The sequence below is a fragment of the Dapis brunnea BLCC-M229 genome (assembly GCF_050015995.1).
GTDB lineage: Bacteria > Cyanobacteriota > Cyanobacteriia > Cyanobacteriales > Microcoleaceae > Trichodesmium.
Genome location: NZ_JBNHEP010000218.1, coordinates 1 through 14,504 on the forward strand (window position 1 = coordinate 1; position 14,504 = coordinate 14,504).

The window sequence follows — 14,504 nt, forward strand, 5'->3', positions numbered from 1 at the left end:
TCTGTAAATGCTTTTAGATTTAATCAGCAAGCCCTAATGATCAATTATTAATTATGAACTATTAATTATTAATTATCAATGCCTTCTCTTGTCAATAACGCCCATCCTTTGACAATATTCAAAACCTGAAAATTCTCTAAGGTGAGATTGTTTAGAGTTGATGCTTCAACTAATAGATAGGGTTGAGGTATATTTTTCCATTGCTCTTGAATTTTTTGTGGCCCAACACGCTTAATTAGGCGATCGCTATAAAAATTTAAAGAGGGGCGGTCTCTAGTATCAAAAGAATAAATAATCTGACCGGGGGGTGTATTTTTCTGAATCATTTCTCCGACTGGTTTAACAGGATAGTCTTCTTCCAATTCCCATATCCAATGAGGGGAGTTAACAAACATTAGCAGTGAAAGATATGTTCCCCAAATTAAGATTGGCAAAAACTGATAGTTTTGTTGGTTTAATAGTAGAGTTGCCATTGTCATTGTTAAAGCAATAGCCACAGAAATTAACTGTAACTCTAAATTAGGTTTTGCTAAATTTGACTCACTTAGATAAAAAACACCACTAAAATAAAGACAAGCAACCCAAGCAATTAAAGCTAGTAGTGCAAATAAAGCTACTAATAAACGATGATAAACAGTGGGAATACCCCAGAGATGTTTTGCACTATCTCTCTGAGTTGGGAGATATCCATCGCTTGGAAACCAAAAGTATCCTAAATCTAATGGAAATTGATGCCAAATTTCTGTTAAACAACTACCCACTGCTAAAGCAAAAGCTGGATAAATAGGTAAGACATACCAGGGGAGTTTAGTATTCATTAATGAAATAGCTAATAAATAGACTCCACTCCAAACTAAAACTAATTTTCCCCAACTCAGATTACGATTTTTCCAACTTAAATATAATCCTGGCAACCAGAATAACTGCCACGGGAAACTATACTCAATAATTTCCAATAAATAATACCAAATAGGTCCATCGTGACTACCTACAGGTTGCCAAATACGTTTGAGAGATTGATGGAAAAAGTTGGCATGGAAAAATTCAACACCGTAATGGAAAAATTGAGCTGTGTACCATAGAAAAACTGGCAGCATACCAAGTAAGATACCACCCCAAAAATATTTACAACTTAATAGTCGGGGAGTATCCCACAAGAGAAAGAAAAAAGCGATCGCTCCTAAAAGTAATCCTAAAATAATTCCTTTGTTGAGGGAAACTAAACCAAAACTAATACCGATGGCGAGAGAATAGCGGAGGTTGTGGCGCGACCGTAATAAACACCAAATCATTAATAGAAAAAAACAAACTACTGCTCCATCTAACATTGCTAAACGTCCATGTCGCACTACTGGCAACAAAGTTAAGTAAACTAAAGCAGTAAAAATTGCCGGGGTGCGTGGGCGAAATAATTCTCGACTAACGCAATAAATTAAGGGTACGGAAAATGCGGTTAATAAAGCGGGAGATAAACGTGCAGTTAATTCACTGACTCCTGCAATACTATAGACAAAAGCGATCGACCAATGTATTAATGGTGGTTTATTAAAATAGGGGGTATTGTTAATAGTAGGATAAAGCCAATTCCACTTTTCTCGGCTAATTTCTCTAGCTACTTGGGCAACTATTCCTTCATCCCAATCTCGTAAAGGTAATGTTCCTAAATTAGCAGAAAAAAGTAGCACTGCTGCTAATAGTAAACTTAGTATTAGCAGTAAATCTATATGGGAATATAAATTTTTCTTGGTCAATATTTTGTTAAGCATCTAAATTATCTTAAAAACCAATTTTTATATTTAAAAACGTTACTGAATTAGCTCTTAATACCAATTTTATAAATGTTTTTTACAAATAGATAGGGAATTTTTTAGGGGTCAGGAGTAATAATGAATAGCTTTGATGCTATTTCTTATTTTATAACTTATCTTTTTAGTCTAATAGACATTTCCGGTGAATTATTTTTATTGCTCTTATTATTCGTAACATTTTTTTTTACTGGTATTAATACCAGGACTTAGGCAAACTCGTAGATAATACGCTATCTGTAGGGGGCAAATGCCATTTGCCCCCTACTATACGATTTCACAGAATTCAGAATGGGCGAATTCTGAATTCTGAAGTTAGATTGGATAGGCTAAAAACTTTGAGAAGAGAAAGGTTTGAGGCAATTATTTGACATTTAAAGTTTGAAACTATTTGTGACATCTTTAAAGTGAATTGGTATAGATATGGCGGTTCTGCGTAAGTCCTGAATACTTAAGAATTAAATTGTTGAATACAGCGGTTTTTTTATGGGTAGAACATAGTAGGGGCGATTCACGTTTCCAGAGCATTCCGTAGGAAATCGCCCCTACAAGGTTTTGATTGTGAAATGAGGTCATCTATCTGAAAAGTAATTTTATTAATTGATAATGGATAATGGATTGTTACCTCTTTAACAATTGATAATGAACAATGGATAATTAGTTTTGACCATAATTATCAATTATCAATTATCGATTATTAGACATCTCCAAAAATAAAAAATAAAATCAATTATTATCGATAAATTATCAATTCTTTTTCCCTGTTCCCTGTTCCCTGTTCCCTGTTCCCTATTCCCTTTTTTCTGGAGATGTCTATTAGGAAAGGCTTTAAATCTAGGTTCGATTAATTATTAATTATTAGGAGAGGCAATAAAGCTGGATTGATTAATTATCAATTATCAATTATCCATTATCCATTATCCATTGGTAAATATAGCATTATTTTCGGGAATTGGTATTATATCGCCTATTATTTATGGCTATTCAACTAGACATGATATGATACTAAATTAAGTTATTATACTCTAAAAAGCTCATCCTTGGAATTTTGTACATATAATCTTAGTAAAGTGGATTTGCTATGATATAAAATCCTGGTGTTATCTATAGAGTTTAAGGGTAAAATTTATGGTAAATTTCAGCCAAAAAATTAATCATCTATTTCGCGAAGCTCAAGACATTATTTTACAGGAATTACGACAACCTATTGACCGAGTTGCTATTAGTTTAATTATCGCTTTAAGTTTGTTAATTTGCCTATTATTTTTAGGTGGAGGCAATACCGCTCCAAAAGTTAGAGATTTTAGCTGGCAAAATAAAAATATAGGAGCTGAAGATACAGCTTTTATCCTAAATTTTAATCGACCAATGAATCATTCTACTGTTGAAAAAAACTTAAAAATTGAACCACCTTTACCAGGAAAAGTGAGTTGGGCAGGTCGGAGAATGGCTTATACAATTTTACAACCTGCTCCCTATGGTAATCAATATACAGTCAAATTATCCGGCGCCAAAGAAAGGTTTTATGGACTAGAGCAAGGGGAGATAATGCAGCCTTTTCAAGGTTCATTTCAAAGTCGCGATCGCGCATTTGCTTATATAGGTTTTCAAGGTGAAGAAAAAGGTAGGTTAGTATTAATTAATTTGACTAAAGAGCAGCAGCCAGTATTGCTCACTCCTCAAAATATAGAAGTATTAGATTTTAAGTTTTTTCCGGAGGGAAAAAAGATTTTATTTTCAGGAGTTGAAAAGCAAAATGAAGTTCCAAGTCTTTTAGAACAAAAAATATATACTGTGACAACTGGTATTAATTCTGAATCCCCTAGAGAAAAACGAGATTCTACAGAAGCTCTAGGTAAAATTGAAAAAGTTCTCGATAATTCAGAATACCAAAATTTGAAATTTGACTTATCTCCTGATGGTAAAATAATTATAATTCAACGAGTAAATAGAAAAGATGTATTGGATGCAGGTCCCTGGGTATTAGAATTAGGAAAAGAAGCAAGACCCCTAATAAATAAGGATGGAATAATTCAAAAAGGTGGAGACTTTTTAATTACGCCAGATAGCAAGAGTTTAGTAATTTTACAAGGAAAAGGAACTTCTATTTTGCCAATAAATCCAGAAACAGATTCAGGAGATTTAATATTTTTACCAAAGTTTGGAACGGTATTAAGTTTTGCTGACGATGGTTCGATGGCAACAATGGTAAAATATAATCAAGATGGCACAAGGTCTCTATATATTGTGACTAATCAAGGTGAGGAGAGAGAGATATTACGGACTCGTCCTTATGGCAATATTCTTAGTGCAGAATTTGACCAGAATAAAACTATTTTATATTGCTTATTAACCCAAGTCGTAGAAAGTACAGAAGCATATCAAGAAAAACCTTATATTGCAGCATTTGATATTAAAAGAAATTTTTTAAGACCCTTAGTTATTTTGCCAAACCAACGGGAAGTTAATCTGGATTTATCACCAGATGGTTTAGCATTATTATTTGACCAAATGGTGACCCTATCAAATAAAGAGGAAGAAGAAGAAAATACCAAAAAAAACAGAAAAATTAGTCGTCTATGGATGTTACCTTTAGACTCGAAAATGCCAGAAGATGATTCTCTATGGAAACTGCAACCAGAAGAACTACCTCTAACTGGTTTTAATCCTAAGTGGGCACCTTAAGCTATTTTTTTCAGATTTTTTCCCAAAGATAAAATCCATCCCTACTAAGTCATTTCAGTTATCAGTTATTCCAAGGGTGAAAAAAGAATGCTTAACTTAGGTGAAACTTCAATATATTAAGTAAGGAATGAGAAAAAAATAAAGCCGGAGAAAATTAATTACGCTCAAGAGGTCTGCGAGGTATAAACCAGAAATTTCCGGTCTTATTTAATTTACGTTGCTAATTAACACAGGCTGAATAAGCTTTTTGATAATTATGAGCTAGGAGGATCTTAATTATTCTTATGTTTACTTCTCCCCCATTCTCTTATACCAATTCCTAAAAGCATTGCTATACTTATGTCACACTTCAGTTATTAAGTAATTAAAACATGGAAAATCACTTTTTTGCTCTTTATTAGCCAAGTTAATGTTTATTATTCTTATGTCTACCGAAAAAATAAGCTTTAAAGCCTCTCCTTTCCAGGAGAAAAAAGCGGTGGAGGGATGGCGAGGTTTCCCTCTGAATGCAGAGCCGCTCCGAAGTGCGCCATATCCAATCTCCCCTTGATCAGAAAAAAATTCCTTTTAACCAATCCTATCTGTTTTAAGAAGAGGTAATAATTAATAATTAATAATTAATTATTACCGAATAATTAAGGTTTAAAGCCTCTCACTCGCCGTGGAGAAACAAGAAAAAATTTTCACGCTCCGTGTCAATCCAATCCGTTTTAGGGAGAGGTAATTATCCATTATCCATTAATGAACTCTTCCCCACACTTCCCCACCCCATCAGATATAGCATTCTTTTTGAGAAATGGTATTACTCCCCTACTTCCCCGCAATGCGAAAACGTAGCAAATATTTATTAAATTGGTATTAGCCTCCTGGGTCGTAACTGCGTTTTTTCCTTTATGAGACCTAATTTTTTGGTAAATTTATCTCTTATTTTTAATATGAAAGTTAACTTGTATTCCTGAACTTAACTCACCTAAATAAGTAAGCAACCCATAGATAAAAACCACACATCCCATCATTTCCATTACTTCTTCTATTGTGGCTAACATTGCGTAAACTAAATTTTGCTGACCATCAATTCCATCATAGTAACTGCCGACCATTTCCATACCCAATGCACCACCCACATATAAACTAATAGCAATGAGGAAATATCGTTTTAACTGCTTTGGTAAATACAAGATAAATTTCCAATATTTCCAGATAAAAATAGCAACTAAAATTGTTCCTGGAATTACCCATACAGAATGCCAGAAACTAGGAAGATTTAAAGCATCTGCTAAGTCATCAATAATCAAAATTTCATGGATACTAGCTATTTCATCAAATGCTAATATAAAAAAGATAATTGAGAGAGTTCGCCACTGTCGCCACCAACGGTCAGACTCTGATTTTTTGATAGAAAAAATGCCACGAATAATTAATCCACAAGATACTAACATTAAACCTGAATACCAAGTGGGAATATTCATTTCTCGGTCAAGGTTAAATATTCTTGTCCAGGGTTCGCGGTAATCAAAAACGTATTTACCTATCTGAATAGCGATGCTGCATATAGTTAAGAATATTACGGCAAAGGTTAAATATTTAGCGACATTAAAAGGAGAAATTGTGATTTGAAATTTCATTAGAAATCTCCGAAAAAGATATAGACTTTTTGCATATAGTAGGGAACAGGGAACAGGGAACAGGGAAGATTAATTTAGGAAAAAGGTACGAAAAATGATTTTTTGAGGAACTTTGACAACTCTAGCTGATGCTAAATAAAGAGCAAGTTGATTTTCTGGAAATGTCTATTGAATAAAACCTGAATTATACCAATTTCATAAAATATTGCTACAGTGGCTCCGTTCTTAGGACTCAGGAGGTAAGAATTTATAATATTTATTTTTTCTGAGAGTAAAAATGTTCCATAATTTACTAAAAATAGTTTGATAATTATAGTAACAGGACTTATATCATGTGCCCCCTCCGGGGGAGCTACGAATTGCGGATAATCACTTATAATAAATTTTTTGTTTGTAGTATAGCTCTCAGCCCGAACTGTAGATAGGGCTGAGAGCTATACTACGAGCTTTAATTATAATAACTATTTAACCGAATATTAAATTATCAATTTAATCTAATTTTAGATAGCACAAAAGTGCATAAATAAATACAACAACTCCTAACATCTCAAAAAATTCTTCAATTGTTACCAATATTTCATAAACAAACATCTCACTATCATATAAATAAGAGTAATATCCATTAATCATTTCCATGCCAATTGCACCTCCAACATAAAATATACCAGATAGAAAAAATAGATATTTTATTTTTGGAGGTAGAGCCTGAACAAATTTCCAATAAATCAATGTAACAGCAATAACTAATATTAATCCTGGAATTACCCAAGTGTAATAAAATATTCCCCTGGCATTCAGCAGTTTTCTTAGAGGATGAATTAGCTGTTCGTGCAAACTAATTGTTTCATCAAGTGCCAGGTAGAAAAATATGACAGACAAGCCTATCCACTTGCCAGTATATTTATCTTGGTTTTGCAATTTTTTACGGGAAATTAACACCAGAAGAACTGAGGAAAAAATTAAATTAAAAGAAGAAAATAATGAAGGAATAGTATATTCTCCATCTACGTTTAGTTTATCAATTAGTTCTTGAGAATCATGCTGGATATAATATTCAAAAAACTGTCCTATAATACTCGTTATACTCAAGCCAATAATAATACATATTAAAAATTTAATAACCTGTTTTGGAGATAAATCAATCATCTGAAATAACAAAAAAATAAGGTGTTATATCAAATCCGTTTGGCAACGGAAGTGTTATAAGAAACCGGGTTTGTTGGAGGTAGATTTGATACAGCGGAGCATTTAAAACAAACCCGTTTTCTACGCTTTTTTATACCGATATAGCATTTCTCAAATTGGTGAAATACACAAATTTTCGATTTTAGGCAACAGCGAATAGGGAATAAGGAATAGAAAAAAATACTGTACCTCATTAATATGAGAACTGCTATACTACCGGATTTGATATTATATCATGTCCGCATAATCAATGATCAAAAAGTTTTGGTTTGTAGTAAGGCTTCAGCCCTAAGTCATAGATAGGGCTGAGAGCTATACTACAAACTTTAATTATAAGTATTAAACCAGAAATTATATTAGATGATAAATATTCAGCTAAATACTTACGTCAAAATTCAAAAGCTAAAAGTAAGATTTGATAGACTAAAAATTATGACATGAACAAAATTAACGACAATTATACAACCTATAACGATAACCATTAACTTTGGGTTGGGAACCAGAATATTTTCGGCAATTAAAAGTTTCTAAATCACTTTTTTCTACCTTTAAATTAACTCCCCATAAATCAACTGGTCGTGATGTTTGAGAGAGAAATTTAGCTAAGGCTGAATCAGGAGTTAATTTTTGATTTTGTTGTCTTTTAACTAATAAAAATTGAGGTTGAAAAAAATCAGCGCTCTTAGTTTTAGATTCTTGGCGTTTAAACTCCAGACCAAGTGCAATTAAAGCACGAATTTCTGCATGAGTTTGATAAGTTGTCGCAACTAAAGGCGAGGATTTAGATTGTGTTTTAATCGCCTCAACCAGAAGGTCTGCACGTCGCGATCTTTGATACCCATAGTTGTTAACTACCGTTAAGCTACCGCATAAACCCATTAATAAAACTACAATTACAACTCTTTTATTAATCTGTTTTAAATTAGAAACAATTAGACTTGTGGCAGAAGTAATAATCAAATCTTTTTTTGTTGCTCCTCCATCTTTTATTTTCCCTATCTCTTTTTCAAAAAAAATATTTTCCACCTCTGTCTGATTTTCCGAATTATGCCAACATTTCGCCAATATTGCAGCTAATAAAATAATGACAACAGGAAAATAAACAAAGTGATAGCGAGCAGCAAGAGATAAATCTCTACCCATAACGTAAATAATCAGCAAAAATAAAGCGATCGCTCCGACAAAAAAACTGACAAACACCTGAAAAGACAAACGGTTATCAATAGCATTCATCTGTGCTTTCGCACCTTGCCATAAATTAGGAGCAACCCAAACTAAAGCAATTAAAAGTGTGACTCCAGATAAGATAGTTACAAACAAACTTGTTCCTTCAATGGGCAAAAGCCAGACCATTGTTAATATCCAAGCTAATAAACGAGGGATAGGATACCAAATTTCATCAAGATCGAAGCTAGTTGAAATCCACTCAGTAAGTTGATTATTAGCAACACCCACGACTATAGGCAACCAAACCAAACAACCAACAAACGTTCCCAACGCAACCAGATAAATTCGCCACCAATAACTTTGAAATCGGTTTTGTATATCTCTCAACCAAAAACCACCAATAACTAATCCTTCTATAGCTAACACCAAGATAAAAATATAATGAGTGGCAATTCCTAAACTATTGATGGCAACCCAAAGACATCCTAACCAAATTGGAAATATCCTGCGTTTTTGGAGATAGGGTATTATTGCTATCAAACAAGTTATAGAAGCAATAATCCATAAAATAGTCAGGGTGTGATGGCGAGATTCTTGGGCGAGGTAAATACCATAAGGAGAAATCGCCATTAATGCTGCTGCTATATGACCTACTAATGGAGAAAATGTCAAGCAACCCAAGCCAAAAATTGCGGGAATAGCAGCCACTCCGAAAATAGCACTGAGCGATCGCCCGACCCAGAGAGAAACTATTTCTCCATCAGTGCTGAATAAGTTAAACCACAAATGATTTAGTACAAAATAAAGGGGAGGATGGGTATCCTCACTGAGTAGCTGATGAATTACATCGTTGGGAGTATAAGTTGATTCAAATTGCAAGGGTGAGAGTAATTGATTAAGGGTTATAACTCGATCTAAAGGTAGGTCAAAAAAGCTATGCCCCAAGCTATAGCCTAATGTAGCAATTTCGATTGATGAGGCAGATTTTTCAGCTAAGTTTGTGCTGCGGAGTATAATGCCTATTATGAGCCAGCATAATAATATTATTAGGTGAAACCATTGATTTTTAAATAGTAGTTTAATGTTGTTTTTTTTCATCTAGATCGGTTAAATATTGTTAACAGTTAATTCGCCATAATTATATTAGATATTACTAAGATATTTGATTCTATTTGTCAAAATTTCTAGCAATCATATTTCAGTTGTAAGATTTTAGTAATAATTAGGAGTCAGGAATCAGGAGTCAGAATATAAAAGGATTTTGATCGATTTTAATTGTTCTTAAATATCTATCAAAATCATTCCTAATTGCTATAACAGCTATTTATTGTAGAAATTATTTGTTTTTCCTGGCCTGTTTTCTACTTATATCAACAACAAAATAGTTTGACTAACTCTGTTTATAGAGTATCAAAAGTCGCAGCCCCGAGGTAACTCGTGGCACTTAATATTATGTCCAGTTGAATAGTTATAATTAAAGCTTGTAGTTGGGCTTTAGCCCCAAGCATAGATAGGGCTAAAGCTCTACTACAAACAAAAACTTTTTTATCACTGATTATCCGGACATGATATAACAGTACCTCCGCCTGAAGCTCTATGCTTGAAATACGGAATTTTCTTTTTTATCCCCTTGAAAGAGGAGGCTTGAAAGCTTATTTCTTGGTCAGTGAAAGTTTGTTGGTAAACTCAAGCATAGTACAGTTGATATAGCAATTCCCAAAAAGCGTGAGATACAAAATTCCCTGGTTTTAGGGAACACTTAACTGGGAATAGGGAGTAGTAATTCTGGTTCCGTAGGAATAAATAAAGAAGAAAAACAACTCTACCTCATTAGCTTGGGAAACGCTATATAAAATCTGCTTAATTCGGTATAAAAAAATGTTCCATAAAAAACCATTGCCAAATCTTTGTTTGTCTCCCCATCTCCCCACCCTCCCCACCCTCCCCACACTCTTTATCTAATAGACATCTCCGATATCAAAAATTAAATCAATTATCTCGTATAAATTATCAATTCTTTCTCCGTGCTCCCTGCTTCCTGCTCCCTCTTTTTCGGAGAGGTCTAACTAAACCAATACTACCGGATTTGATATGACTCCCTTTACTGATTTTTTCATGGTTATAAAGATATCTCATGGCCAAACATAGGACATTCCATCATAATTGAAACTTCCCAGGGGAGAATGCTTGTATAACCTTTGATGCACAAACAACCTATAATTTTGGTAATTTAGAATCAAATTGTTTTTAGTCACCAATCAAATTAACATGAACTTACCTATAATTTTAGATATTATTATTGGTTTAATCTTTATTTACCTTAGTTTCAGTTTACTAGCCAGTCAAATTCAAGCAATTATAACAATAATTTTGCAATGGCGAGCTATTCACTTAAAAAAATCAATTGAAGAGTTAATTGCTGGCGGACTTCATATTAACAACTATAGTTCCCAATCAAATCCACAATTAGACAAAATACAAAAGCTAACCAATTCTTTATATCAAAATCAATTAATCAAAAATCTTAACTACAGTGGTGGCAAAGGTCCAATAGAGAGAGGATTTCGGAAAATTGTTGAAAGTATTGGTAGTTTAATTCAAATGATAACTGGAATTGAAAATATTTTTGGTACAGAAAAAACTGCTCCTTCTCATATTCCATCAAATGCTTTTGCTGCTAGTTTGATTGATACTTTACAAATCCAAGAATCAATGAAAACAATTAGTGAGTATAAACTAGAAGATTTTCTGAATAAAACCTTGGTCAAAATCAAGAAAATTTTATATGAATTGAATCTAGAAGACCCTAGAATAAAACCGATAATTAAAGATGAATATAAGAATTTATTGCAAGAATTTCATCAAATTTCTCATAACTATAAAAATAATTTAGCAAGTTTAAATTTGACCTTAGATCGAGTATTAGATAGACTAAATTTATATACAAAAAACACTGTAAAATCTTTGCCAGCAATAGCCCATTCTGAATTTAGTAGGAAAATGATTTTACTGAGGCGAGTATTAGTAAATCCCCAGGAAAAACAAGTCTTGATTGCTGATATGGAGCCAAGTTTTTCTAATCTATTAAAGTTCTGGGGGAAGCTGCTAGAAATGGGAGAATCTGTAGAAGCAGAGTTGGAAGGTAAAAAAGGAAGGATATATAAAAAAGTCAAGGAGATGGTTGATTTACTGCCTGAATCTTTGCAAAAAAGTTTATATATTTTAGCAAAACAAGCGACTACAAAAATTCGAGAAACAGGTGATGCTTTTCATCAATTTCAGAAAGAAATTGAGCAATGGTTTGATAATGGCATGGAAAGAGCTGCTGGTGTTTACAAACGTAATGCTAAAGGTGTTGCTTTTTTGATTGGTTTTGCTATCGCTATGGCTGCTAATGTTGATACATTGTATATAATGGATAATTTATCAAAAGATTCTTTGCTGCGAGCAACTATTAGTAGTTATTCTGAGGAGTTAGTCAATCAAGCTAATGATAACCTAAATGAGGAAGAACTACAAAGGGTTCAAGGTCAGGTAAATCAAGCTTTAGATAGGTTAGAACTTCCTATTGGTTGGGGTCAACAGAGAAACTCTGGCACAAATGAAAATAAACTATCTATTTATTTAGCAGGATTGAAAAAATTATTTGGTTGGATAGTTAGTGGAATTGCAATATCTATGGGAGCTGATTTTTGGTTTAATTTATTGAAAAAGATTTTTGAGATGAAAAAATAGGTGTTATTTAAGCATTCAGCGGTCAGCTATTAGCTATCAGCTTAGGAGTCATTCCTCAGGAGTCAGAATGAATGGCTTCAATTAGCTTTCACGCTTGGTATAACTTCAATATTTAATCTCCCCTACTCCCGTAGGGGCGATTCGTGAATCGCCCCTACTCCCTACTCCCTAATCCCTGACTAAAAAATAAAAATAACTTGTAAATGCCAACTTGTATCTTGACGAATAAGTTCAATTTTGGTGATAAATTCCCGCAAGTAAAATCTGCGTTCTGATTCAGATAAATCCCACCAAAATTCTGGTATAGAAACTGCTTTTGCTGTCTCTAATAAATTGACTGGTGGTAGTTGATTAAGTTGCCTTTCCAATTGAGAAATTTCTGTTTTTAATTTGTAAGTACGGAGTTCGGCAGTTTCTTGGTCAAAAATGCCATTAGTTATCAAATTTGGTAGCTGGGAAAGAATCTCTTGTTTCTCAGAAATATTCTGTTTCATCTTACCCTTAATTCCATTCATATTTGGCATTTCTAAAGCAGCGACCGCAAGGGGTAAATCTTGACAAATTATTTCTATGGTTTGCTCTAAAATTTTTTGATAAGCTAAAGCTTTACATTTTCGTTTGCGGGGGCAACTTTTAGGCCGCAAATAAAGATATTCTTTGTCTTTCCGAAATGTGGTGACTCTTGCCGTAATCATTGGAGACTCACATTCTGTGCAGATAACTAAACCTGCCAGAGAATGGGGAGCGCTGGCAGTGCGCGGTGGCATTCGGCGGTTGCGTCGGAGCAAACGTTCGACTTGGGCAGCTTCTTCTCTAGAAATAATGGGAAGATGGGTATTGGATATCACTTCACCATTTTGATATTGTAAGTCACCACGATAGACGGGGTTGGTTAACCAACGTCGCCCAGTGGTGACAGAAATTTTTTTGCCGTATTTTTTCTCAATATGACGAACGGCACCACGCAGAGACCCAAATAACAGAAAGCTTTCAAAAAAGTCTTTGACAACAGGGGCGGCGCTTCTGTCGAGAGTGTAGCGGTCTTTCCCCCGGCGATATCCGTAGGGTGCTTTGCCTGGTGGAGGGATCGCTTTAATGCGGTTGCGAGCGTGAGCTTGACGAATTTTCCGACTATGTTGGTTTTGGCGAATTTGGTTGAGGAGTTTGAGTAGGTCAGTTTTGGTTGCTTGGGTGTTAGTAGCTGTGGGTTGGTTGATTTTGATGTCTGATTTCAGGGGGATGATTTGAATGTTGAGAGATTCGAGTTGGGTGAGGCGATCGCACACTTCTTCTACAGAGTCTCCTAATTCTTCGAGTTGCCGAATTAGGAGATAATTAACAGGTTGGGTGTGACAGTCTTGGAGGAGTTGTCCGAGTTGTTGGCGATCGCCCAGGTCTTGATATATCTCGTCAACTTCCCATCCCCAAGTTGTGCGGTCTGGTGCAGTTTCCCACAGGGGGTTTGTGTATGAATAGGCAATAATTTTCATCGTGAGTAGGGAGTAGGGGAGTATTCATTAATGGATAATGGATAATGGATAATTAGACATCTCCGGAAAAGAGGGAACAGGGAACACTCTTTTCCGGAGATGTCTAATAAGAAAAACAACTGTACTTCAGTAACTTGAGAGACGTTATACCGAGTATTTATAGCAAACATTTATCATTCTTGAAATTATCTATTTTTGACTGACAGCAGATTCCAGGTTAATATGATTCAAATGAACATTTTTTGCCTGTTCCCTATTGCCCATCTCCCCACAGTCCCCACAGTCACCACCCTCCCCTACTCCCTACTCTCTTGTAATTCTATAATATTACTATCGGGGTCTTGGGTAAATAATGCAGCACGACCGGAAGCACTCATTTGAATTGGGCAATTATTTGCTAGTAGTTGTGCTTTGGCATTATCTAAGTTAGCGACTGAAAATGCTAAATGTCTGTTTCTCCCTAATTTTTCTAAATTAACTAGATCGGGAATTATTTCTGAGGATACTATCAGATGTATTTGGAAGTTGCCAACTTGATACCAGGTACCAGGAAAATTACGGGAGCGATCGGCTTTTGCCAGACCGAGAATTTGGCCGTAGAAATGTTCCGCTTTTTCTAGGTCTGAAACTAACAGAGCAGCATGGAGAGATTGAGTTATTTGCATAAATCTTTTCTAGATTAATTTTTAATTATATTGTACCAATTTTCAAAAATAGGGAACAGGGAACAGGGAATAGGGAACAGGGAACAGGGAATAGGGAACAGGGAACAGGGAATAGGGAACAGGGAACAGGGAATAGGGAACAGGGAA

8 protein-coding genes are annotated in these 14,504 nt (G+C 34.5%); 2 read left to right on the plus strand and 6 right to left on the minus strand.

The genetic code is table 11. The features are described from left to right. Positions 1–68 precede the first annotated feature (68 nt). Positions 69–1,766, minus strand: a complete 1,698-nt coding sequence (locus ACP6PM_RS24180; protein ID WP_426589175.1) for an ArnT family glycosyltransferase — start codon at positions 1,764–1,766, stop codon at positions 69–71. 1,167 nt (positions 1,767–2,933) lie between these two features. Here ACP6PM_RS24180 and ACP6PM_RS24185 point away from each other — a divergent pair. Then, the gene (locus ACP6PM_RS24185) at positions 2,934–4,490 is read left to right on the plus strand and encodes a hypothetical protein (RefSeq protein WP_426589177.1); all 1,557 of its coding nucleotides are present in this window, start codon (positions 2,934–2,936) and stop codon (positions 4,488–4,490) included. Positions 4,491–5,407: 917 nt separating this feature from the next. On the opposite strand, the gene ACP6PM_RS24190 is transcribed toward ACP6PM_RS24185, so the two are convergent. The 3 genes from ACP6PM_RS24190 to ACP6PM_RS24200 all read right to left on the minus strand — a co-directional run bounded on the left by ACP6PM_RS24190 (position 5,408) and on the right by ACP6PM_RS24200 (position 9,565). Further along, on the minus strand, positions 5,408–6,115 hold the full coding sequence (locus ACP6PM_RS24190) for a hypothetical protein (protein WP_426589178.1): 708 nt from the start codon (positions 6,113–6,115) through the stop codon (positions 5,408–5,410). A 489-nt stretch (positions 6,116–6,604) separates the two neighbouring features. Next, positions 6,605–7,261, minus strand: coding sequence for a hypothetical protein (locus ACP6PM_RS24195; protein WP_426589179.1), 657 nt, complete (start codon positions 7,259–7,261; stop codon positions 6,605–6,607). Positions 7,262–7,747: 486 nt separating this feature from the next. Beyond that, positions 7,748–9,565: a glycosyltransferase family 39 protein gene (locus ACP6PM_RS24200; RefSeq protein ID WP_426589180.1), complete on the minus strand. Its 1,818-nt coding sequence runs from the start codon at positions 9,563–9,565 to the stop codon at positions 7,748–7,750. A gap of 1,170 nt (positions 9,566–10,735) precedes the next feature. Between ACP6PM_RS24200 and ACP6PM_RS24205 the strand changes: the two genes are divergently transcribed. After that, positions 10,736–12,202: a hypothetical protein gene (locus ACP6PM_RS24205; protein WP_426589182.1), complete on the plus strand. Its 1,467-nt coding sequence runs from the start codon at positions 10,736–10,738 to the stop codon at positions 12,200–12,202. A gap of 179 nt (positions 12,203–12,381) precedes the next feature. On the opposite strand, the gene ACP6PM_RS24210 is transcribed toward ACP6PM_RS24205, so the two are convergent. Both ACP6PM_RS24210 and ACP6PM_RS24215 read right to left on the minus strand, forming a co-directional pair. Then, positions 12,382–13,692 (minus strand): recombinase family protein, encoded by a 1,311-nt coding sequence (locus ACP6PM_RS24210; RefSeq protein WP_426589183.1) that lies wholly within the window; start codon positions 13,690–13,692, stop codon positions 12,382–12,384. A gap of 296 nt (positions 13,693–13,988) precedes the next feature. Beyond that, entirely contained in the window at positions 13,989–14,357 is a 369-nt protein-coding gene (locus ACP6PM_RS24215; protein WP_426589185.1) for a VOC family protein, read from the minus strand. Positions 14,358–14,504 lie beyond the last annotated feature (147 nt).